This window comes from Roseibium litorale (genome assembly GCF_014842915.1).
GTDB lineage: Bacteria > Pseudomonadota > Alphaproteobacteria > Rhizobiales > Stappiaceae > Roseibium > Roseibium litorale.
The window spans coordinates 89,968-110,861 of record NZ_JACYXI010000007.1; the positions used below are offsets into that span (position 1 = coordinate 89,968).

Below are 20,894 nucleotides of genomic sequence, written 5' to 3' on the forward strand. Positions count from 1 at the left end.
GTTGTTCTCGGAAAATCGCAATATGATCCTGGCGATCGTCCTGTCCCTGGCAGTTCTGCTAGGCTGGCAATATTTCGTTGCCAAGCCACAGCTCGAACGCCAGCAGGCCGAATTGCAGGCCCAGCAGCAAACAGCTCAGCAGACAGCCGATGCGACAGTGCCGTCGCCTGCGGGCACACCGGCAGCTCCCGGCAATACTTCCGCGCCGGCAGCAGTAGCCGCAGCTGTGACGCTGACCCGCGACCAGGCCATTGCCGCAAGCCCGCGCATCACCATCGACACACCGCGTGTTGTCGGCTCTCTCAACCTGACCGGCGGCCGCATCGACGACCTGCGCCTCAAGGATTACAGGGAGACCGTGGAGAAGGACAGCCCGCTCGTCGAGCTGCTGTCGCCCAAAGGCAGCCCCCATCCCTACTATGCCGACTACGGCTGGGTTGCGGATCCGGGCGCCAAGGTGGCTCTTCCGGATGGCAACACGGTCTGGACGGTGGATGGCAACGACAAGCTGACCCCGGAGACCCCTGTCGTTCTGAGTTTCGACAACGGTGAAGGCCTGACCTTCAAGCGGACCATCTCGATCGACAAGGACTACATGTTCACGGTCGAGCAGTCTGTCGACAACAGCACCGGGACCCCGGTCACGCTCTATCCCTACGGCCTGATCGCCCGCACCGGCATGCCGGATCACAAGAGCTTCTATATTCTGCATGAAGGTCTGCTCGGCGTCTTCGGTGAAGCTGGCCTGCAGGAAGTGAAGTACAAGGATTTGGAAAAGGAAAAGCAGATCCGCCCGGCACGGGTTGATCAGGGCTGGCTCGGCATCACCGACAAGTACTGGGCCACCACGCTGATCCCGGCTCCAGGAACCAGCTTCCAGCCAAGCTTCTCCTATTCGGATGCCTCGAAGAACTTCCAGGCCGATTATCTTGGTGACGCGGTTGAAGTGCCCGCCAACGGTTCCGGCAAGGCTTCGTCCTATCTCTTTGCCGGCGCGAAGCAGAAGGCCGTTCTCGACCATTACGAAGAAACCATCGGCGTCCAGAAGTTCAACCTGCTTATTGACTGGGGCTGGTTCTACTTCCTGACCAAGCCGATGTTCTGGACCATTGATCACCTGTATCACCTGGTCGGCAACTTCGGCATCGCCATCCTGCTGGTGACCGTCCTCGTGAAGGCCATCTTCTTCCCGCTGGCCAACAAGTCCTACGTCTCCATGAGCAAGATGAAGCTTGTGCAGCCGCAGATGACGGAAATCCGCGAGCGCTATGCGGATGACCGGGCCAAGCAGCAGCAGGCCCTGATGGAGCTCTACAAGAAGGAAAAGATCAATCCGCTGGCAGGCTGTCTGCCGGTCGTGGTCCAGATCCCGGTCTTCTTCTCGCTCTACAAGGTTCTGTTCGTCACCATCGAAATGCGGCACGCACCGTTCTTCGGCTGGATCCACGACCTTAGTGCCCCGGATCCCACGACGATCTTCAACCTCTTCGGCCTGATCCCCTGGGATCCGCCGCAGATGCTGATGCTCGGCGTCTGGCCGCTGATCATGGGTGTGACCATGTTCGTGCAGATGAAGATGAACCCGGCTCCGCCGGATCCGACCCAGCAGATGATCTTCACCTGGATGCCCGTGATCTTCACCTTCATGCTGGCGTCGTTCCCGGCAGGTCTCGTGATCTACTGGGCCTGGAACAACACCCTCTCGGTGACCCAGCAGTACATCATCATGCGCCGCCAGGGCGTGAAGGTGGAGCTGCTGGACAACCTGAAAGCCACATTCAAGCGAAAGCCCGCCGAAGCCGGCAAATAACGGCTGAAGCGCAAGGCAAACGCTGCTAAAAGAAAAGGGCTCCCGATGACGGAGCCCTTTTTGCATTCCCCGGCACAGGAACCGCAGGCCAATGATCCACTAAGCTCAGCCCCGTTCAGCAAGGTGACACCACCCGCTACGGGTCGTCAGCGCAACGGCGCTGCCCCTCCCCCTTGCAACATCTGATCTTAGGAGGCCCCATGCACGGCCCGGACCCGAATGCGCGCTACCCGTTTCCAGGCGCGGCGCACACCGTCTTCATCAAAAACGTGATCACCGGACCCAATATCGAGGCTGGAGATTACAGCTATTTCCATGACTTCGAAGAGGCGGACAGATTTCAGGAAAAATGTGTCCGCTATCATTTCGACTTCATTGGTGACAGGCTCATCATCGGAAAGTTCTGCGCCATCGCCTCCGGGGTGCAGTTCATCATGAACGGCGCCAATCACGCGATGGACGGGGTGAGCACCTACCCCTTCAGCATCTTCCAGAACGGCTGGGAAAAAGGCTTCGACCCCGCGAGTTTCTCCAAGGCAATTCGTGGCGACACTATCGTCGGCAACGACGTTTGGATCGGCAATGGCGCGACCATCCTGCCAGGCATCCGGATCGGCCATGGGGCGATCATCGGGGCAAAGTCCGTTGTCGCCACGGATGTGCCCGATTATGCGGTTGTTGGAGGCAATCCTGCCAAGCAGATCCGGTCAAGGTTCGCTCCGGATGAGGTTAAACGGCTTCTGGAGCTTGCCTGGTGGGACTGGCCAGCGGACAAGATAACCCGTGCTCTGCCGGCTCTTCGCGGCGGCGGCATCGACGCTCTTGAGGAAATCGCTGCCAGAGAGCCATGAAACCAGGCCGTCCGGTACCTGCTGCTACTCGACGGGAGCGTTTTTGCCCGCTAGAAGTCCTCCCATGAGCGACGATGCAAAATTCTCCGCGGAACAGCTGGAAGCCGGACGGCTGCTGTTCGCAAAGCCCTGGACCTTCCGCACAAGCGTAGCGGACATGGCCAACCTGCCTGCGATCGGCAACACCGAAATCGCCTTCGCGGGACGGTCCAACGTGGGCAAGTCCAGCCTGATCAACGCCCTGACCGGGCGCAAGGATCTGGCGCGCACATCCAGCACCCCTGGCCGGACCCAGATGCTGAATTTCTTTGCGGCCGACGACACGCCCCTGACCATCGTCGACATGCCCGGCTACGGCTATGCGCAGGCGCCCAAGGAACTGGTCGACTCGTGGACAAAGCTCGTCTTCTCCTACCTGCGCGGCCGCCCGACACTGCGCCGTGTCTTCCTGCTGATCGACAGCCGCCATGGTCTGAAGGCCAATGATCTGGAAGCCATGGCGCTTCTGGACAAGGCCGCTGTGATCTATCAGGTGGTGCTCACCAAGTCCGACAAGATCAAGCCGCCTGCTCTGGTCAAGCTGATGGATGAAACCGCCGCAAAGCTGATCAAACGCCCGGCTGCCTATCCCGAGATTCTCGCCACGTCCTCCGAAAAGGGACACGGCATGGCCGAGCTGAAAGCTGAAATTCATCAGCTCGTCACCAACTGACGATACGCAGCCGCCGATTGAGTGCCGCTTCAAAACCGGCTATCAAGCGAAACTCTGTTTACTCCAGTCACAGCGAGTTCACCTGCCCCATGACCACGACTGAAGAACTCAACCGCGCCCACATCATTGCCCAGGCCCTGCCCTACATGCAGCGCTACGACAACCGGACCGTGGTGGTGAAATACGGCGGTCATGCAATGGGCGATCCGGAACTGGGTAAGGCTTTCGCGCGGGACATCACCCTGCTGCGCCAGTCCGGTGTCCAGCCGGTGGTGGTTCATGGTGGCGGCCCGCAGATTGGCAGCATGCTGACCCGTCTCGGCATCGTGAGCGAGTTCCAGGGCGGCCTGCGCGTGACCGACAAGGCCACCGTTGAGATTGTCGAGATGGTTTTGGCCGGATCGATCAACAAGGAAATCGTCCAGACGATCAACGCCGAAGGCGGCCGTGCGGTCGGCCTGTGCGGCAAGGACGGCAACATGGTGACAGCTGAGAAGCTGCGCCGCACGTCCATTGATCCGGATTCCAACATCGAGAAGGTCATCGATCTCGGCTTCGTCGGCGAACCTGCAACGGTCAACCCAACCGTTCTGAAGCTGGTGCTCAAGGAAGACCTGATTCCGGTCATAGCACCGGTTGCCCCAGGTGTTGACGGCGAGACCTACAACGTCAATGCCGACACCTTCGCTGGCGCCATTGCCGGATCGCTCAATGCAAAGCGTCTTCTGTTCCTCACGGACGTTCCGGGTGTTCTGGACAAGGATGGCAAGCTGATCAAGCAGCTGACCGTTGCCCGCGCCAAGGAGCTGATCAACGACGGCACCATCTCCGGCGGCATGATCCCGAAGGTGGAAACCTGCTTCGAGGCTCTGGAGCAAGGTGTCGAGGGCGTCGTCATCCTGAACGGCAAGGTGCCTCACGCGGTGCTTCTCGAACTGTTCACCGACGGTGGCGCGGGGACGTTGATCAGACCGTGACAGGCAAGAAAACTCTTCCGGCAGAAGGTCAGCACGCTCACCGCCGGGACCTGCGTGTCTTTCATGGGGTCGAAGCCTGGGTCTTCGACCTCGACAACACCCTCTATCCGGCAGACGCGGATCTTTTCACGCAGATCAATGACCAGATCGCGTCCTATGTGGCACGTCTGCTCGGCATTGGGCATGACGAAGCCCAGATCCGCCAGAAAGCCTACTATCATGAGTATGGCACCACGCTGCGCGGGCTGATGGTCGAACACAAGATCGACCCGGACGAGTTTCTCCGCCACGCCCATGACATCGACTATTCGGCATTGAAGCCGAATCCGGAACTGCGTGAGGCCATTGCAGCCTTGCCGGGCAAGAAGTTCATCTTCACCAACGGTGACCGCCCCCACGCGGAACGCACAGCTGAAGCGCTCGGCATCACTGGAGAATTCGAGGATATCTTCGACATCGTCGCGGCCGATCTTCTGCCCAAGCCGAACCTTGCAACCTATGAGCTATTCGTTCAACGCACCGGTATCTCCCCGGTCCGGGCCGCCATGTTCGAGGATCTTCCGAAAAACCTGGATGCACCGCACAAGCTCGGCATGCAAACCGTCCTGATCGTGCCGCCCGGCACACGTGACGTCTTCCGCGAAGAGTGGGACCTGGAGGCCGACGGCACCAAGCATGTGGACTTCGTGACCGAGGATCTGGCCGGTTTCCTGAAGGCGGTTGGTGGAGCACTCCGCAATCTCGACGCCCATTAACGGAGGCGCTGCCGCGGGATGATCAAGATGAATCCGATCATTCAACGGCTGGGCCGCCCTGCCCATGCGGCTTCCCGGACCGAGCGCCTGTTGCATGCCAGCCTTCCGCGCGTCTACCGCATGCTCGGCAAGGGTCTTCTTGCCCGGGCTGTCGCTGAGTTCCTGGCCTTCGGCGTCAAACAGGCCTATGCCTGCATCTACGGCGGCCTGCTTCTCGCGTTGATTCTTGGCACCCGGTTCCTGTATCCCGCCGACGCCTTCCTCACCCGTTACGACTTCCTGTTCCTCTCAGCCGTCGGCATCCAGATCTGGCTGCTGGCGGCGAAGTTCGAGACACTGGACGAGGCGAAGGTGATTATCATCTTCCACATCGTCGGCACCGCGATGGAGGTCTTCAAGACACACGCCGGGTCCTGGGTTTACCCGGAAGACAGCTTCTTCCGTATTGGCGGTGTCCCGCTCTTCACAGGCTTCATGTATGCCGCAGTCGGCAGTTATCTTGCCCGCGTCAGCCGCATCTTCGATTTCGGTTACACACGATATCCACCGCTCTGGAGCACCTGGCTCTTCGCAGCAGCCATCTATGTGAATTTCTTCTCCCATCACTTCATCATCGATCTCCGGATCGGACTGTTCGCGCTGCTGTTCCTGCTCTATGGCCGGACCTGGGTTCATTATTCGGTCTACCGCTACCGGCACCGGATGCCCCTGGTTCTGGGTTTCTTCCTGGTCGGGCTGTTCATCTGGCTGGCGGAGAACATCGGCACCTTCGCAAATGCCTGGCGCTATCCCGGCCAGGAGCATGGCTGGCAACTGGTGTCGCTCGCAAAACTCAATGCCTGGGTTCTGCTGATGATCATTTCCTTCGTGCTGGTCACCCTGGTCAGCCCACCGGAAAACGAGGCCAAACGGCAGAAGAACAAAGCGTGAGCCGCCGCCCGCTCTGGACGGGCGCCAAGCTTGGATCTATTGATTGAAACTCAACTGTTTCAAGAGATCCTCATGGCTTCCCTGCGTGCCCTTCATGCCTTTTCCCTGCTGGCCCGCCATGGCCGCGCGGCTCAGGCAGCCGAAGAGCTTGGCGTCTCTCCATCCGCCCTCTCCCATCTGATGCGCAAGCTGGAGAGCGAGCTGGGCACCACGCTTGTCCTGCGCGATGGCCGAGGTCTGACCCTGACCGAAGAAGGACAACGGCTTGCCATCGGGATTGGCGATGCCTTCGAGCGGATCGATGATGCGGTGGACAGTTTCCGCCGCAGAGGCCGCACAGAGCTGCGCATCAGCACAGTGTCCACCTTCGCCACCCGCTGGCTGATCCCGCGCCTGCCTGAATTTCAGGCCCGCCAGCCGGATGTCGAGATCCTTTTGTCCGCCTCAACCCGCGTGATTGATCTGGAGCGGGAGAACTACGACTGCGCCATCCGGCTCGGCAAAGGCAACTGGACGGGTGTTGACCGGTCTTTGCTGTGGCAGGAGCATCTTGCCGTCGCCCTTGCCCCCAAGCTGCTGCCGGACAGCGGAGGCGATGTCCAGCCCGCCCTGTCACGTCTGCGCTTGCTGCATAGTGCCAGCCGCCGTGGCGACTGGCCGCTCTGGCTGCAGAAGACCGGCCTCACCCATGCGGATGCGGCTTCCGGCACCGTTCTGGAAAGCCGCGACCTTGCCATTCAGGCGGCAGTTGCCGGAATGGGCGCCTTGGTGATTGACCGGCGCTTTGTCGAAAAGGAAATCGGTGCGGGCCATCTGGTCATGCCGGACTGGCCGGTGCTGGAGCTGGAAACCGGCTACTGGTTTGTCCGCTCGCCCAACCGGCCCATTTCCCGGCCCGTCGCCGCCTTCCGTGACTGGCTGCAGGAGACCGCCGCTAGCCCCATAGAATGAGGCTTAGGACGGCACCGATGATCAGAACACAGCCAGCAACCTCCGTGCGGGAGACATGTTCGCGGAAATAGAGCCAGGAGGCTGCGAAGGTGAAGACCAGCTCAATTTGGGCAAGCGCACGGACATAGGCCACCTGCTGCAAGGTCATGGCGGTGAACCAGCCGACGGACCCGGCGATACCTGCAAGACCAATCCAGACCGCAACACGCCAGTGCCGGACACAGGCCAAAAGCTGATCAGGCGTCCTCAGCCCCATCCAGAGCGCCATGACGAGGGTCTGGAACAGGGTGACGCAGGCAAGGGCAAAACCGGCCCGCATGGCAACCGCTCCGCCATCAAGCGACAGGGTTGCCGCCCGGTAGAAAGCGGCAGATCCTCCAAACAAGGCAGCGGATGCCAGACCTATCAGAGCAGGCCTGCCGATCAGGGCTGCCCCCACGGCCTTAGCAGTCAAAGGCGTACGCGCGACCGAGATCACAATCACGCCGATCACACCCACCAGAATCGATAGACCTGCAACGACACTCAAGTGCTCCCCCAGAATGAGGAAACCGAACAGGGCCGCCTGCACAGGCTCTGTCTTGGAATAGGCCGTTCCAACCGCGAAGTTCCGGTAGGAAAAGAGGTGAACCAGCAGGAAGGTCGCTGCAATCTGGGCCAGACCACCAACCGCGCCATTCAGAGCCGCAGCCAAGCTCAAGCCGGGAAAAGCCAGGCCAAAACCGAAATGCAGCACAGCCACATAGATCACCGCAAAGGGAAAACCATAGCTGAACCGGACAAAGGTTGCCGCGGTCGTGCCGAAGGCGCCCTTCATCTTGTTCTGCATCGCAGAGCGGAGATTCTGGCAGAAGGCCGCAAAAAGCGTGATCGGGATCCAAAGTTCCATCAAGGCCTCCACTCTGCCTCACGCGGATATCTCAAGCGTTCCTTGCCCGATACCACGGGGGAGCGGGCAGCAGGCGGGACATAAACTCAACGATGCTTGACGTTGCCACTGAAGGTTGGCTTGACAGCGAAGCGCGCGGACGCTTAGGTCCGGTCCACATTCATGCCAACAAGCCTCGCAGGAGACTTTCCCGTCCATGACCACAGACCTCGCTCAACTGGCCTCGACCATCGACGCCGCCTTTGACGACCGCGCAAACATCGACATCAATACCCAGGGCGACGTTCGTGATGCCGTTGAAAAAGCGCTGACCCTCATGGATGAGGGCACCCTGCGCGTTGCGGAAAAGAAAGACGGTGACTGGGTCGTCAATCAATGGGCCAAGAAAGCAGTTCTGCTGTCGTTCCGCCTGAACGACATGGAGGTGGTGAAGGGCGGTCCGGGTGCTTCTACATGGTGGGACAAGGTGCCGTCCAAGTTCGAAGGCTGGGGCGAAAACCAGTTCCGTGCAGCAGGCTTCCGCGCTGTTCCGAACGCCGTTGTCCGGCGCTCCGCCTTCATCTCCAAGGGCGCCGTGCTGATGCCGTCCTTCGTCAATCTTGGTGCCTATGTCGGCGAAAACACCATGGTCGACACCTGGGCAACTGTCGGATCCTGTGCGCAGATCGGCGCGAATGTGCATCTGTCCGGCGGCGTCGGCATCGGCGGCGTTCTGGAGCCGCTTCAGGCTGGCCCGACCATCATTGAAGACAACTGCTTCATCGGTGCCCGCTCGGAAGTCGTGGAAGGCTGCATCGTGCGCGAAGGCGCCGTTCTCGGCATGGGCGTCTTCATCGGCAAGTCCACGAAGATCGTTGACCGGGCAACCGGCGAGATCATGTATGGCGAAGTTCCGCCCTACTCCGTGGTGGTTGCAGGCACTCTTCCGGGCAAGCCTCTGCCGAACGGCGAACCGGGCCCGAGCCTCTATTGCGCTGTCATCGTCAAGCGCGTCGATGCCCAGACACGCTCCAAGACCGGCATAAACGAGCTGCTGCGCGACTGATCCAAACCAATCCGTCAGATCGGAAAAGCCCGCCACGAAACATCGTGGTGGGCTTTTTCTTCATCAGCGCTGGCGGAAAAAACTCTCCGGGTCCTTAAAAGCCCAGCAGACGGCCTGAAAGCTCACTGATCAGCAGCGAGAGCACGAAGTCCAGAATTACAATTCCGGTGGCCGCGCTGACGGTTGCGCCGAGCGCAATCCTGGCAACGCGGAAATGATACCAGGCCACAACCATCAGGCCTGCCAGCGAAAACAGAACCATGATCCCGGCCGGAATGGCGCCTGTTACATATAACAGGGCGGCCAGGGCATAGGGAGCCGTCGAGATCAGGCTCGCCCAGTTCCTTGCGATGATGAACGGAACAAAGGTCCGGGAATAACCGAGATGCCCCGCAAGCAAGGCGAACAGGAACGGGAATGTCACCCAGTCGATGCCGAAATTGAGCGACTGCGCCAGCCAATAGGCTTCGGCTGGCAGATCTTCTGCGGCAAGACCTGTCTCGGCAAGAATGAGCTGCCACTCAGCAATCGAGGTGATGAAAAAGGCGGGCAGCAGGAAAACCACCACGCCAAAAGATCTCCAGAAGCCGGGGAGAGACAGGTCGAAATAAGACATGCCCTCCGGCCTGTTGAACAGCAGCAGCCAGGCGCCTTTGAGAGACAGCCGCAACTCTTGACCGGATGGCAGCATATCGCCCCCCTACGCCTTTGCGGCGAAATAGGCGTCGAGGAAAACCCGGTAGATCTTCGCCAGATCGTCGAGATCCACCACCTTGGTGCATTCATCGACCTTGTGCATGGTCTGGCCGACAAGACCGAATTCCACCACCGGGCAGTAGTTCTTGATGAACCGGGCATCGGAGGTGCCCCCGCCAGTGGAAAGTTCCGGACGGCGGCCCGTGCTCGCCTCCACTGCATCGCTGAGCGCGCCGATCAGCGTGTCGTCCCTGGTGAGGAAGGATTCGCTGCAATCCGGGCGGAACTCAAGGGCCCAGTTCAGCCCTTCGTCCGCGGCCTCTTCCAGCGTGGCTGAGATCTTCGCTTTCAGACTGTCCAATGTCCATTCATCGTTGAAACGGATGTTGAACCGGGCCTGAGCGCGGGCCGGGATGACGTTGAACGCCGGGTTGGCGACGTCAAAGGTGACGATTTCCAGATTGGATGGCTCGAACCGCTCGTTGCCGCGGTCAAACTCGACCGCATCAAGCGCAGACATCAGACGGAGCAGACCAGGTATAGGGTTGTCCGCGAGATGCGGATAGGCGGCGTGTCCCTGAACACCATTCACGGTGACGATGCCCGACAGAGACCCGCGGCGCCCGACCTTGATGGCATCGCCCAGGGCATTCGGATTGGTCGGCTCACCGACGATGCAAGCGTCGAAAACATGACCCTGCTTCTGAGCCCACTCGAGCAGCTTTACCGTGCCGTTGACCGCCGGCCCCTCTTCATCTCCGGTGATCAGGAATGAGATCGCGCCGCCGAAGTCCGCACCTTTTTCTTCAATGAACGCGAGCGCTGCAGCGGCGAAAGAGGCAATGCCCCCTTTCATGTCCACCGCGCCCCGGCCATAGAGAACGCCATCAGCGACCTCGCCCTCAAAAGGGCCGTGCCGCCAGTCGTCTGCGTTGCCCGCTGGAACCACATCGGTATGGCCCGCGAAGACAAAATGCGGCTTCCCCGAGCCTATTGTGGCAAAGAGGTTTTCGACATCCGGCGTGTCCTTGTCCTGGAAGGTCACGCGATCAACCGTGAACCCCGCCTTGCCGAAAAGCTGCTCCAGAAATGCCAGTGCGCCGCCCTCGGATGGCGTGACGGACGGACAACGGATCAGGTCGCGGGCAATGACAGCAGCGTGCGGAAGCTCTGTAGACATGGAAACCTCGGATAGACGGACGGCTGCGGCTCAGGCGGCCGGTTTGCGATAATAGCTGTTCGGCATTGGGCCATAGCGGTTCGCGCTTTGCTGACTGGGCACAAAACCCATCACCGCAACGAAAAGCACATTCACGAAGGGTACGAGAACCAGCATGGCGGCAAAACCCGGAAATCCCGCGTCCTGGCACCGCTTCATCACCAGGGCCAGTTCGATCCACTGCAGAACGATAAAGAGAACCGGGAACAGCGGGTTGGATTGAACAAACGTGGAAATATCGATCTGCTCCAGCGGATGGCTGGCATCAAGCGAGTTCAACCACATGCTGATCGCGACGCCAATGATGAGCCAGCTGAAAATCATGCCAAGCCAATAGGGTTCGCGGGAGAGGCGCCCGATAGGGCTAGCGAATAGCCACCCGAGGCCGGGCGTCAAGTTGGCAGGTACGTTTTGGAACGACATCAGAAACCCGGTCGGTTTTGTATTTGCTGTCTAGCAGTTAGTTGGAACTCTGCCGCGGATCAAGTGCGCCCGGTGCCGCATCGCGTTTTACTGCTTTCTTCCCATTGGCAATCTGCACTGGGAACGGCATTGTGAAAGAGTCCTGGGAGGGGCGCAAGGGAGGAAGTCATGACAGAAAACTCACAACTGCCCGCAGATGGCGCAGACTCTCAATACCGTCCCATGCCCGTTGTGCGGCCCATCACCACATCCGACGTGCTGGACGCCTTGGCCTCAGGTCTCCGGGATTTCCGCAAGGCCCCCATCTATGGGCTGGGGATCGGCGCTTTTTTCGCAGCCGGCGGCCTGTTTATCGTCCTAAGTGCGTCAGCGCTCGGCATGAGCTATCTCAGCTACCCTCTCGCGGCGGGCTTTGCCTTGATCGGGCCCTTTGCCGCTGTCGGCCTCTATGAAGTCAGCAGGCGGCAGGAGATTGGTGCCCCACTCAGCTGGCATGCGATCCTTGGCACCATGTGGGCGCAGAAAAGCCGTGAACTGTCGTGGATGGCTTTCGTGGTTCTCTTCGTGCAGATCATGTGGATGTATCAGGTGCGGCTTCTGCTCGCGGTCTTCCTCGGTTTCCAATCCTTCACCTCTTTCCAAGACTTCATTTCAGAAATCGTGAGCACACCTGAGGGGCTCATGTTCCTGGCTGTCGGCCATGTGGTGGGAGCCATCCTGTCGGTCGTTCTGTTTTCCCTGACCGTGATCTCGTTTCCGCTGCTGCTGGAGGAAGACCGGGACTTCATCACCGCCATGATCACCAGTGTGAAAGCGGTTGCCGTTTCACCCGTGCCCATGATCGGTTGGGCAGGCATCGTAACTGTGACGCTGATGCTCTCCATGGCACCGGCATTTCTCGGTTTGATCGTCACTCTGCCGGTGCTTGGCCATACAACATGGCATCTCTACCGCAAATGCGTCGAGCCGGAAGCAGCTGCCGCAACCGGCAGCCCCGTCTGACAACGGTCTTTGCTGCGGTCAGGCTTCGCCGTCGTCGTCAGCGGAAGCGTGTGTCTGACCGTTTAGCAGGTCCGCCTTCTCGGCCTGCCAGGCTGCCTCAGCTTCAAGATCCGCTTCAACGGAGCGGTAGTCGACGCGCGTCAGATAAAGACCGTCAGCTGGAGCAACCGGGCCGCAAGCGATGCGGTCCCGCGCCGCAAGCGCCTTGGTGATGTCGCCCAGCTGCCACTTACCCTCGCCGACAAGCCGCAAGGTGCCCACCATGGAGCGGACCTGATTGTGGAGGAAGGAGCGGGAGGAACACTCCGCAATGATCATCTGCCCCTCGCGGCGCACGGAGAAATGCTCAAGCGTCTTCACCGGGCTTTTGGCCTGGCAGCGGGTGTGACGGAAGGTCGTGAAGTCGTGATGGCCAACGAACTCCTGCGCGGCCTCGTTCATGATTTCCGCGTCCAGGTCCGCTTTCACATGCCAGGCGAGGCCCCGTTCGTGTGTGAGCGGCGGAATACGGTTGAAAATGCGATAACGGTAGGACCGGCGGATTGCGGAAAATCTCGAGTCCCACCCGTCATGCATCTTCTCGCAATCGAGAATGACGACGGGATCCGGCTGGCAATGAAAGTTCATTGCCGCCATGACGGTTTCCGCAGGCCAGTCCTTGGTCAGATCCGCATGGGCGACCTGCCCGGTCGCGTGAACGCCAGTGTCCGTCCGCCCTGCTCCGCCAACGGCGATATCCTCTCCGCAGAAGGACTTGATGGCGCGCTCCAGCACGGCCTGAACGGAAGGACCGTTCGCCTGGCGCTGCCAGCCGCAAAAGGGCCTGCCATCATATTCCACGGTCAGTTTGTAACGGGGCATGAGAGCTCTTAGTCAAAATCCTGGAAGGGCGTCGCGAAAGTGACCTCAACCGGCAGGTTCCGGTGGCCATCCTCAGTCAATGCCAAAGCCATGAACGCGTTGCCGGCATAAGGTGCCTTCACCTTGCGCGCCAGCTCCGCGTCAAAGCCGAAACGGGGATAGTAGGAGGGCCACCCCAGAACCAGGATCAGATCCTCCCCCAACTCTTTCATCCGCGAAATACCCTCTTCAATCATCGCAGCGCCAATGCCCTGATGTTGAAATTCCGGCCACACGGAAACAGGTGCCATGCAGGTTACAAGAAGAGACTGCCCCGGCCCGACGTCGGCTGGCGTCACCCGGCTGAAGCCGATGTGACCGAGAAGGCGCCCGTGCTCTGAGGTTGCAACAAGCTCCAGAACGAATGCCCCGCAATGACGCAGGCGGTGTGTCAACCGGGCTTCCGTTTCCTGCCCGAAAGCCGCCGTTACCAGTTCCTTGATGCCAGTCTCATCCGCAGCCGTTACAGGACGGATCTGCACAGATATCTCCTCGCGCTCATCACTCATCGGAAGCTCTCCTGATATCAGCTCAGATCTTGTCCCTCGGAGAGCTTTGCGCCGCGCTGAAACTCCTCGCCAGACATAGGCTTTTTGCCTGCCCGCTGAACCTGCACCAGCCGGACAGCGCCGCTGCCGCAAGCAATCACCGGCCCAGCGCCCTCAACGGACAGAACGGTGCCGGGGGCTGCCGTGCCTTCCGCCAGCAGGCTGCGCAAGATCTTCACCCGCTCCGGCTTGCCGGACAGGTTCATCTCGCACCATGCGCCGGGAAACGGCGAAAGACCACGGATATGATCATGAACCTGTTTGGCCTCCTGCGACCAGTCGATCCGCGTCTCGTCCTTGGAGAGCTTGCGGGCATAGGTCACGCCCTCTTCCGCCTGGGGCGTCTCGGTCAGGGCACCGCGCGACAGGGCCGCAAGCGCGCGCACCATCAGGTCACCGCCCAGCGCCGACAGACGGTCGTGCAGATCACCGGCGGTCATCGTCTCGCTGATCGGCAGGGTTTCGGACATGCAGACGGCACCTGTGTCCAGGCCCTCTTCCATGCGCATCACCTGAACCGCTGTCTCGCGGTCCCCGGCCATGATCGCCCGGTTGATCGGAGCTGCCCCACGCCAGCGCGGCAGAATGGACGCATGAAGATTGAGGCAGCCTTCACGCGGCGCCTCGAGAACCGCCTTGGGCAGCAGCAGGCCATAGGCGACCACCACGGCCACATCCGCATCGAGATCCGCAAATTTCTGCTGCTCTTCCGGATCCTTCAGGGAAACCGGTGTAAAGACCGGAATGCCAAAGGACTCCGCAGCCTCATGCACCGGAGATTTCTTCAGCTCCATGCCGCGGCCTGCCGGGCGCGGCGGCTGGGAATAACAGGCGACGACATCATGCCCCTGGCCGACAATTTCCATCAGGGTTGGCACGGAAAAGTCCGGGGTTCCCATGAAGACGATGCGCAAGGACATGATGGTTCCAGATGTTGTGACGACAGTAGGTGCCCTTATGGCGCAATCAGGCGAGGCCGGGCAACAGGGCTTTGAGGCTCAATGTCATCATTTCCATCGCAATCGCGGCCAAAATCATCCCCATGAGACGGCTCATGATGCTTGTCGCCGTCTGTCCGAGTTTGTGCCCAAGCCAGGGCGCGGCCAGAAACGTCACGCCCAAAAGCGCGACAGAGGCGGCAACTGCCGCTGCATAGGCGGTCATCTGTTCAGCACCATGAGTCTGCTGACGGAAGATGATCAAGGTCGAGATGGTGCCAGGCCCGAGCAGAAGCGGAACGGTGAGCGGATAGATGCCCGGATTGTCCAGGGTCTCGTGATGCTCTTTTTCCTGGTCGGTACCGCTGTGGGACTTGCTCTGCTCGCCCGAGACCATCTTCAGGGCGATGAGAAGAATGAGCAGACCGCCGGCAAGGCGGAAGCTGTCGACCGAGAGGCCAAAGAGATTGAGAATCGCCTCGCCCGCCAGCGCCACAAGCACGGTGCCGACGGCAAGGCCAGCAATCACGGTCAGCGCGATCGCACGCTGACCCGCAGTGTCCCGGCCGGCCGTCAGGGACAGAAAGACCGGCAGATTGGCGACCGGGTTCATGATTGCAAACAGAGCGGCAAAGAGTTTCAGGAAGAAGGCAACGTCCATTTCCTGTCTCCTTTCGCTCCGCCGGCCAGGCTCTGCGGCAAGTCTCAGCCTTTGCCGGTCAGCTTAGACTGTTTGATGAATTTTTTCATCACCCGGTCCCGTTTCAGCTTGGACAGGTAATCGATGAAAAGGACACCGTTGAGATGATCGAGTTCATGCTGGATGCACGTGGCCAGAAGCCCGTCGGCCTCGATCTCGTTATTCTTGCCTGTCAGATCCTGGAAGCTGACGCGGATCTGCGCCGGGCGCTCCACATCCTCATAATAGTCGGGAATGGAGAGGCACCCCTCCTGATACACCGAAAGCTCTTCGCTTTCCCAGGTGATCTCGGGATTGATGAACACCATCGGCTCCTTGGGAGCATCTTCCTTGGCCACATCCAGAACGAAGAGGCGCTTGAGCACACCAATCTGGCTCGCGGCCAGGCCGATACCAGGCGCTTCATACATGGTTTCAAGCATATCATCCGCCAAAGCACGGATACTGTCATCCACGGTTGCGACCGGCGCGCAGACCTGACGCAGAAGCGGATCGGGAATGATGATGATGTCACGTTTTGTCATGCGCATCACATAGGCAAAGCGGCCGCGCCGGTCAACGCGTTTGAACACGGATCTGACTGCAATCAGGCCCGAATCGTTCTATGTTTGTTTCATGCAGGATATTCTCTTCGTCATTGGCGGACGGGCGGTCACCGTTCTGGAGGCATCTGTCGCCGCCGGCTTCATGCTGTTGGGTCTCATCCTGATGGTGGCCTGGTCCGCCTTGCGCCAGATCCGGTACCGCTCCGACGAGGAGAGTGCCGCTGCCGAGCGCATTCACGAACTGGAACAGCACCTCTCCACACTACTGCGCTCCCAAGGCGAAATGTCCGGGCGTATGCAGACCATGGCCGAGATCTTTGGCTCGCGCCAGTCGGATATGATGCGGGCAGTCAACGAACGTCTTGATAGCATGGGGCACAAGCTCGGCCTCTCCATGGCAAATACGACCAAACAAACGCACGAGGGCCTTCAGCAACTGCATGAAAGGCTCGCCGTCATTGATAGAGCCCAGCGCACCATCACCGATCTGTCAGGTCAGGTGGTCGAACTGCAGTCGATCCTTTCCAACAAGCAGACACGAGGCGCTTTCGGTCAGGGACGGATGGAAGCGATCATCCAGGATCAGCTCCCTTCCTCTGCTTATACGTTTCAGGCCACGCTCTCGACCGGCTCGCGGCCCGACTGTCTGGTGCATATGCCAAATGGCGCCCCATCTCTTGCGATCGACGCAAAGTTCCCGCTGGAAGGCTTCAATCTCCTACGCAAGGCCCTGAACGAAGATCATCTGAAGCAGGCTCAAGCCCAGTTCCGCAGGGATCTCTCCAAGCACATTCAGGACATTCACGAGAAATATCTGGTCCCGGGAGAAACCCAGGACACGGCGTTTCTGTTCGTGCCGTCCGAGAGCATCTTCGCGGAGTTGAACGAAAGCTTCGAGGACCTGATCCAGAAAGCGCACCGCTCACGGATCGTGATCGTCTCGCCATCATTGTTGATGCTGTCGATCCAGGTCATTCAGGCCGTGCTGAGGGATGCCAAGATGCGTGAGCAGGCGCATCTGATCCAGGCAGAGGTCGCACATCTGACCGATGATGTCGGCCGTCTGAATGACCGGGTCACCAAGCTGCAGACCCATTTCGGACAGGCAAACAGGGATATCGAGCAGATCCTGATTTCGACCGACAAGATCACGCGGCGCAGCCGCAAGATCGAAGAGCTGGACCTGGGTGATCTGCCATCAGCCAATCTTGAAGCAGGACAGCGGCTGCCTGCCTCCAGCTAATCCCGCAGCAAGTCAGAACCCGCCCTGTCAACCGAGACGGCGGACCCCCGTCACCACGCCCCACTCGGTTGCCGCAATCCGCTTGATTGCTGCCTCCAGAGGTTCAACCGCAACCGTCATAGTGTAGCCGTTGGCATGGAGAAGACTGTCGGGTGAACGGACAATTGCCACGTGACCCCGCCAGAATATCAAGTCACCGCGCTTCAGGCCTGACAGATCCTCATGGGGGATTGCATCGCCAGCCTCTGCCGCCTGCATGTCGCTGTCACGGGGCAATGCATGGCCACCAAAGCTGGCGGCAATCTGGGACAGAGCCGAGCAATCCAAGCCAAGGCTTGATCTGCCACCCCACAGATAAGGCGTTCCGATCAGTTCTTCGGCAACAGCCACCCAGTCGTTTTCAAAGTGGCCAACGGGCACCAGGTGCCGGGCCACAACGGCGGAACCATCGCTGAGGAGGGCATATTCCAGCCCGCGCGTAACCGTGTATCCCGTGACAGAAACCATCGCCCCAAGGCTGATGAGGCCAAGCGGCGGGAACTTCAGATCAGCACCCGGATAGCGGAAAGTCCGCAAGGCCCTGACCCGATGGGTTGGAGCAATGGAATCTGCCAGCCCTGAGGTGCGGACCCAGCCGACATAGCCATCCGTACCGAGCTGCCCCCAGGACCAGCCATCCGGTGTTTCTTCGAACACCTGAAACGCTTCGCCGTAAACGGCCTGAGTATCGATGCCCTTCTCAAGCTGGGCGGCAGGGCGCAGGTCCAGCACATCCGCACGAACGCTGCGGCGGAAGCCTTCGACGAAAGAAGCCGCTTCCACCTTTCCCTTGTAGGACGCTGCGGCAAGATCCAGCCGGACCGGATGACGGCGCCGGTCAAGTGAGACGGGAGATGCATATGTCGACATGTTGCTCCTGGCGCAGCCCGGACCGGGACTGCCTTGCCTTTCCGCTAACGCGGCAATTCACGTGCTTTTTCGACCACCAGGTCGCCAAGCGTATCAAGATAAAGTGCACCTTCAACCGTGCGGGTGATAATCACATTCCGGCGGTCCGCCTCGTCGCGCTTGCGTGACAGAAGCCTCATTCCACCCAAAGTGTCCAGCGCCCGCGTGATTGCGGGCTTGGTCACATTGAGCTTGGCAGCCAATCCACGCACCGTGTGGGGCGGCGGCTCAAGATAAACCGTGAGCAATATCGTGAGCTGGCGCGCGGAGAGATCCTGTTCCCCATCGCGCACCAGCGCAAGATTGACTTCATGCATCAGCTTCAGCGCCTGTGAAGCGCGAATGTCTACTGCCATTGTGCCTGGCAAACCCCATCCGGTGACTGTCTGGCACACTTAAACACGGAATTCGTTTCGGAGCCGTTATTTAGTGACAGGATATCTCTCGCTCAGAAGATCAAACAGGCACCGGATGCCCTGGGCCTCTCCACCGGCAGGCTTGCCAGCGCGCTCGATCGGCGTCCAGCCAAAGATATCGAAATGCACCCAGCTACCGGCATTCTCGACAAAACGCGACAGGAACAGGGCTGCCGTGATGGATCCGGCAAAGCCTGCGCCGGAGGTGTTGACGTGGTTGATGTCGGCGATCTTGCTGTCGAGATACTTCATATATGGCTGCCAGAGCGGCAGACGCCACAGCGGATCGGCGCTTGCTTCCGACACAAGCGCGATCTCTTCCGCCAGATCCTCGTCATGGGTGTAGAACGGCGGCAGGTCGGGCCCGAGAGCCACACGGGCAGCACCTGTCAGCGTCGCCATGTCGATCAGCAGCTCCGGGCTTTCCTCGTCTGCCAGTGCCAGCGCATCGCCCAGAACCAGACGGCCTTCGGCATCGGTGTTGCCAATTTCCACGGTGATCCCCTTGCGGCTTGGGAGAATGTCACCCGGACGGAAGGCATTGCCAGAGATCGCATTTTCGACGCAAGGCACAATGACGCGCAGACGAACCGGCAGCTTGGCAGCCATGATCATGGAGGCGAGGCCCAGCACATTGGCAGCGCCACCCATGTCCTTCTTCATCAGGAGCATGGAGCTGGAGGGCTTGATGTCGAGACCACCCGTATCAAAAACCACGCCCTTGCCGACGAGCGTCACCTTCGGAGCGTTTTCATCGCCCCAGGTGAAGTCAGCCAGACGCGGTGCGCGGTCACTGGCGCGTCCGACAGCGTGCACCATCGGGAATCCTTGGGCGAGCAGATCGTCCCCGGCAATCACAGACCCCTTGCCGCCATTGGCTTCAAAGACCTTGCTGATCGCGGCGGCCAGTTCTTCCGGCCCCATGTCGTTCGATGGCGTGTTGATCAGATCCCGGGCGATGGCAACGCCATCCAGAATCGTGTGGATCCGGTCGATATCGACATCATCCGGGACAACTAGGCGGGACTGTGCAGCCGAGTTCGCACGGTAGCGGGTGAACCGGTAGGACGAGAGGGCAAAGCCGAGAAGAGCCTGTTCCGGATCAGGGAAAGGCTGTGCGAGCTCATAGTCCCCCGCAGGCAGGCTGCCTGCCAGCCCCCCCAGTGCGAAGGCGTGAGGCAAAGCTCCGGCAGAGGTTCCGAAAAGAACAGCTGCCTGTCCGCCCTCCCCGGCCGGAACAATGATCGAAGCGCCTTCTGCAGCAGAATAGCCGTTGAGGCTGATCCAGCTTTTTGCCGCCGCCCCAAGCTTTTCAAGGACAGTGTCCAGAGTTTCCGGGGTGACCGGATGGATCTGGATGGTCTGGCCGGCTTCGGATTTCCGGATCAGGGAATTGCGCAAGGTGAACTCCATTCTGGCAGGTGCCCAAGCTCAGCGGGCATTTCTCTAGCAGAGTTAAGCGCCTCAAAAGCGCTTGGCAACCGGCAGCTACCGAAATCATTCTCGACCGGATGCACATGCAAAATGCACAGTTTAAGAAAGCGTTAGGGTTAACAAGGTATTTCAGAGGCAGGCGCTATCGCGCATCCAATTTCATTTGGAGAGAGAGAACATGGCTATTGCTGCTCACCGCCAGCCCTTGAAGCGGCACCGGCTGCAGATCGTTGCAGCCATGACCGCGGTTGCCCTGCTTGCAGGTGGCTGCGCTTCCTCCAAGCAGAGCGCGGTCGGAAGTCACGCACACGCCTCTTCCCAGCCTTATGCTGCCCCCGGTTCGGCTGCCGCCCGGAACGCGGTGTCTTCCTGGGCTAACAGCTACAAGAACAACCCCAAGGAAAAGAGTGCTATCCTTGGCTACTCAAATGCGCTCAGCCAGAATGAGCAGATTCCGCAAGCAACCGCTATTTTGCGCAGTGCGGTCATTGCCAATCCTGGCGACAGGGATATCGCGTCAGCCTATGGCAAGATCCTGGCGATGAACGGCCAGTTCCCGGAGGCTCTGAATGTCCTCCAGGGGGCACAAACACCCCAGATGCCGGATTGGCGTCTCCTGTCCGCGGAAGGGGCCGTCCACGATCAGATGGGCAATCACGACCGCGCACGGTCGCTGTATCATCAGGCCCTCAAGATCCATCCGGATGAGCCTTCCCTGCTGAACAATCTGGCTCTTTCGCACTTGCTTTCCAACGAGCTTCCGGAAGCCGAGTATAATCTCCGCCGGGCAGCTGCTTTGCCAGGGTCAGATAGCCGCATCCGGCAAAACCTGGCGCTTGTGCTTGGTCTGCAGGGAAAATTCGGCGAGGCCGAACAGGTCGCTACCGCGGAACTCAGCCCAGCAGAGGCTGCCGAGAACGTGGCCTACTTACGCAAGATGCTCAGCCAAAGCCGCGGGTAAG

Annotated in this window: 23 protein-coding genes; 11 read left to right on the forward strand and 12 right to left on the reverse strand. The window is 59.9% G+C overall.

The features are described from left to right. Position 1 precedes the first annotated feature (1 nt). The 7 genes from yidC to IG616_RS12140 all read left to right on the forward strand — a co-directional run bounded on the left by yidC (position 2) and on the right by IG616_RS12140 (position 6,986). Complete coding sequence (gene yidC / locus IG616_RS12110; RefSeq protein ID WP_281393058.1) at positions 2–1,810, forward strand: membrane protein insertase YidC; 1,809 nt, start codon at positions 2–4, stop codon at positions 1,808–1,810. Positions 1,811–2,010: 200 nt separating this feature from the next. Further along, positions 2,011–2,661 carry a CatB-related O-acetyltransferase gene (locus tag IG616_RS12115; protein WP_192148432.1) on the forward strand — a complete coding sequence of 217 codons (651 nt, stop codon included), beginning with the start codon at positions 2,011–2,013 and terminating at the stop codon, positions 2,659–2,661. 64 nt (positions 2,662–2,725) lie between these two features. After that, positions 2,726–3,373, forward strand: coding sequence for a ribosome biogenesis GTP-binding protein YihA/YsxC (gene yihA / locus IG616_RS12120; protein WP_192148433.1), 648 nt, complete (start codon positions 2,726–2,728; stop codon positions 3,371–3,373). 89 nt (positions 3,374–3,462) lie between these two features. Beyond that, the gene (argB, locus tag IG616_RS12125; RefSeq protein ID WP_192148434.1) at positions 3,463–4,350 is read left to right on the forward strand and encodes an acetylglutamate kinase; all 888 of its coding nucleotides are present in this window, start codon (positions 3,463–3,465) and stop codon (positions 4,348–4,350) included. Beyond that, complete coding sequence (locus IG616_RS12130) at positions 4,347–5,105, forward strand: pyrimidine 5'-nucleotidase (RefSeq protein ID WP_192148435.1); 759 nt, start codon at positions 4,347–4,349, stop codon at positions 5,103–5,105. The genes argB and IG616_RS12130 overlap by 4 nt, the downstream gene beginning before the upstream one ends. 27 nt (positions 5,106–5,132) lie before the next feature. Next, a complete protein-coding gene (locus tag IG616_RS12135) occupies positions 5,133–6,035 on the forward strand; it encodes a DUF817 domain-containing protein (protein WP_192148436.1) in 903 nt (300 codons plus the stop codon). A 72-nt stretch (positions 6,036–6,107) separates the two neighbouring features. After that, positions 6,108–6,986 carry a LysR substrate-binding domain-containing protein gene (locus IG616_RS12140; RefSeq protein WP_192148437.1) on the forward strand — a complete coding sequence of 293 codons (879 nt, stop codon included), beginning with the start codon at positions 6,108–6,110 and terminating at the stop codon, positions 6,984–6,986. Here IG616_RS12140 and IG616_RS12145 read toward each other — a convergent pair. Next, the gene (locus tag IG616_RS12145; RefSeq protein WP_192148438.1) at positions 6,970–7,875 is read right to left on the reverse strand and encodes a DMT family transporter; all 906 of its coding nucleotides are present in this window, start codon (positions 7,873–7,875) and stop codon (positions 6,970–6,972) included. The two genes, IG616_RS12140 and IG616_RS12145, sit on opposite strands and share 17 nt — an antisense overlap. A gap of 196 nt (positions 7,876–8,071) precedes the next feature. Between IG616_RS12145 and dapD the strand changes: the two genes are divergently transcribed. After that, on the forward strand, positions 8,072–8,920 hold the full coding sequence (dapD, locus tag IG616_RS12150; RefSeq protein ID WP_192148439.1) for a 2,3,4,5-tetrahydropyridine-2,6-dicarboxylate N-succinyltransferase: 849 nt from the start codon (positions 8,072–8,074) through the stop codon (positions 8,918–8,920). 94 nt (positions 8,921–9,014) lie between these two features. Here the strand turns inward: dapD and IG616_RS12155 are convergent, their stop codons facing one another. The 3 genes from IG616_RS12155 to IG616_RS12165 are packed head-to-tail and all read right to left on the reverse strand — an operon-like array spanning position 9,015 to position 11,258. Further along, positions 9,015–9,611: a hypothetical protein gene (locus IG616_RS12155; RefSeq protein ID WP_209007475.1), complete on the reverse strand. Its 597-nt coding sequence runs from the start codon at positions 9,609–9,611 to the stop codon at positions 9,015–9,017. Between the two features lie 9 nt (positions 9,612–9,620). Then, complete coding sequence (gene dapE, locus IG616_RS12160) at positions 9,621–10,796, reverse strand: succinyl-diaminopimelate desuccinylase (RefSeq protein WP_192148440.1); 1,176 nt, start codon at positions 10,794–10,796, stop codon at positions 9,621–9,623. Positions 10,797–10,826: 30 nt separating this feature from the next. After that, complete coding sequence (locus IG616_RS12165; protein ID WP_192148441.1) at positions 10,827–11,258, reverse strand: DUF805 domain-containing protein; 432 nt, start codon at positions 11,256–11,258, stop codon at positions 10,827–10,829. Positions 11,259–11,426: 168 nt separating this feature from the next. On the opposite strand from IG616_RS12165, the gene IG616_RS12170 reads away from it, so the two are divergent. Then, positions 11,427–12,260: a DUF2189 domain-containing protein gene (locus tag IG616_RS12170; RefSeq protein ID WP_192148442.1), complete on the forward strand. Its 834-nt coding sequence runs from the start codon at positions 11,427–11,429 to the stop codon at positions 12,258–12,260. Positions 12,261–12,278: 18 nt separating this feature from the next. Here IG616_RS12170 and truA read toward each other — a convergent pair whose 3' ends face one another. The 5 genes from truA to def are packed head-to-tail and all read right to left on the reverse strand — an operon-like array spanning position 12,279 to position 15,870. Next, complete coding sequence (gene truA, locus IG616_RS12175) at positions 12,279–13,121, reverse strand: tRNA pseudouridine(38-40) synthase TruA (protein WP_192148443.1); 843 nt, start codon at positions 13,119–13,121, stop codon at positions 12,279–12,281. A gap of 8 nt (positions 13,122–13,129) precedes the next feature. After that, on the reverse strand, positions 13,130–13,669 hold the full coding sequence (locus tag IG616_RS12180; RefSeq protein ID WP_192148444.1) for a GNAT family N-acetyltransferase: 540 nt from the start codon (positions 13,667–13,669) through the stop codon (positions 13,130–13,132). 17 nt (positions 13,670–13,686) lie between these two features. After that, positions 13,687–14,628: a methionyl-tRNA formyltransferase gene (fmt, locus tag IG616_RS12185; RefSeq protein ID WP_192148445.1), complete on the reverse strand. Its 942-nt coding sequence runs from the start codon at positions 14,626–14,628 to the stop codon at positions 13,687–13,689. 46 nt (positions 14,629–14,674) lie between these two features. Then, a complete protein-coding gene (locus tag IG616_RS12190; protein ID WP_192148446.1) occupies positions 14,675–15,307 on the reverse strand; it encodes a MarC family protein in 633 nt (210 codons plus the stop codon). 44 nt (positions 15,308–15,351) lie between these two features. Continuing rightward, positions 15,352–15,870 carry a peptide deformylase gene (gene def / locus IG616_RS12195; RefSeq protein WP_192148593.1) on the reverse strand — a complete coding sequence of 173 codons (519 nt, stop codon included), beginning with the start codon at positions 15,868–15,870 and terminating at the stop codon, positions 15,352–15,354. Positions 15,871–15,961: 91 nt separating this feature from the next. Between def and IG616_RS12200 the strand changes: the two genes are divergently transcribed. Further along, a complete protein-coding gene (locus IG616_RS12200) occupies positions 15,962–17,134 on the forward strand; it encodes a DNA recombination protein RmuC (RefSeq protein WP_192148447.1) in 1,173 nt (390 codons plus the stop codon). Positions 17,135–17,161: 27 nt separating this feature from the next. Here IG616_RS12200 and IG616_RS12205 read toward each other — a convergent pair whose 3' ends face one another. The 3 genes from IG616_RS12205 to IG616_RS12215 form a co-directional block, all read right to left on the reverse strand. Continuing rightward, positions 17,162–18,043: a C40 family peptidase gene (locus tag IG616_RS12205; RefSeq protein ID WP_192148448.1), complete on the reverse strand. Its 882-nt coding sequence runs from the start codon at positions 18,041–18,043 to the stop codon at positions 17,162–17,164. A gap of 44 nt (positions 18,044–18,087) precedes the next feature. Beyond that, on the reverse strand, positions 18,088–18,438 hold the full coding sequence (locus IG616_RS12210) for a MarR family transcriptional regulator (protein ID WP_073008195.1): 351 nt from the start codon (positions 18,436–18,438) through the stop codon (positions 18,088–18,090). 66 nt (positions 18,439–18,504) lie between these two features. Beyond that, positions 18,505–19,899: a leucyl aminopeptidase family protein gene (locus tag IG616_RS12215; protein ID WP_246476213.1), complete on the reverse strand. Its 1,395-nt coding sequence runs from the start codon at positions 19,897–19,899 to the stop codon at positions 18,505–18,507. 211 nt (positions 19,900–20,110) lie between these two features. Here IG616_RS12215 and IG616_RS12220 point away from each other — a divergent pair, with 211 nt between their 5' ends. Further along, positions 20,111–20,893: a tetratricopeptide repeat protein gene (locus tag IG616_RS12220; protein WP_192148450.1), complete on the forward strand. Its 783-nt coding sequence runs from the start codon at positions 20,111–20,113 to the stop codon at positions 20,891–20,893. The last annotated feature ends 1 nt before the right edge of the window (position 20,894 follow it).

Coding starts and splice junctions, on each gene's coding strand:
- IG616_RS12115 (WP_192148432.1), top strand. CDS start 2,011: ATGCACGGCCCGGACCCGAATGCGCGCTACCCGTTTCCAGGCGCGGCG.
- yihA (WP_192148433.1), top strand. CDS start 2,726: ATGAGCGACGATGCAAAATTCTCCGCGGAACAGCTGGAAGCCGGACGG.
- argB (WP_192148434.1), top strand. CDS start 3,463: ATGACCACGACTGAAGAACTCAACCGCGCCCACATCATTGCCCAGGCC.
- IG616_RS12135 (WP_192148436.1), top strand. CDS start 5,133: ATGAATCCGATCATTCAACGGCTGGGCCGCCCTGCCCATGCGGCTTCC.
- IG616_RS12140 (WP_192148437.1), top strand. CDS start 6,108: ATGGCTTCCCTGCGTGCCCTTCATGCCTTTTCCCTGCTGGCCCGCCAT.
- IG616_RS12145 (WP_192148438.1), bottom strand. CDS start 7,875: ATGGAACTTTGGATCCCGATCACGCTTTTTGCGGCCTTCTGCCAGAAT.
- dapD (WP_192148439.1), top strand. CDS start 8,072: ATGACCACAGACCTCGCTCAACTGGCCTCGACCATCGACGCCGCCTTT.
- IG616_RS12155 (WP_209007475.1), bottom strand. CDS start 9,611: ATGCTGCCATCCGGTCAAGAGTTGCGGCTGTCTCTCAAAGGCGCCTGG.
- dapE (WP_192148440.1), bottom strand. CDS start 10,796: ATGTCTACAGAGCTTCCGCACGCTGCTGTCATTGCCCGCGACCTGATC.
- IG616_RS12165 (WP_192148441.1), bottom strand. CDS start 11,258: ATGTCGTTCCAAAACGTACCTGCCAACTTGACGCCCGGCCTCGGGTGG.
- IG616_RS12170 (WP_192148442.1), top strand. CDS start 11,427: ATGACAGAAAACTCACAACTGCCCGCAGATGGCGCAGACTCTCAATAC.
- truA (WP_192148443.1), bottom strand. CDS start 13,121: ATGCCCCGTTACAAACTGACCGTGGAATATGATGGCAGGCCCTTTTGC.
- IG616_RS12180 (WP_192148444.1), bottom strand. CDS start 13,669: ATGAGTGATGAGCGCGAGGAGATATCTGTGCAGATCCGTCCTGTAACG.
- fmt (WP_192148445.1), bottom strand. CDS start 14,628: ATGTCCTTGCGCATCGTCTTCATGGGAACCCCGGACTTTTCCGTGCCA.
- IG616_RS12190 (WP_192148446.1), bottom strand. CDS start 15,307: ATGGACGTTGCCTTCTTCCTGAAACTCTTTGCCGCTCTGTTTGCAATC.
- def (WP_192148593.1), bottom strand. CDS start 15,870: ATGACAAAACGTGACATCATCATCATTCCCGATCCGCTTCTGCGTCAG.
- IG616_RS12200 (WP_192148447.1), top strand. CDS start 15,962: ATGCAGGATATTCTCTTCGTCATTGGCGGACGGGCGGTCACCGTTCTG.
- IG616_RS12205 (WP_192148448.1), bottom strand. CDS start 18,043: ATGTCGACATATGCATCTCCCGTCTCACTTGACCGGCGCCGTCATCCG.
- IG616_RS12210 (WP_073008195.1), bottom strand. CDS start 18,438: ATGGCAGTAGACATTCGCGCTTCACAGGCGCTGAAGCTGATGCATGAA.
- IG616_RS12220 (WP_192148450.1), top strand. CDS start 20,111: ATGGCTATTGCTGCTCACCGCCAGCCCTTGAAGCGGCACCGGCTGCAG.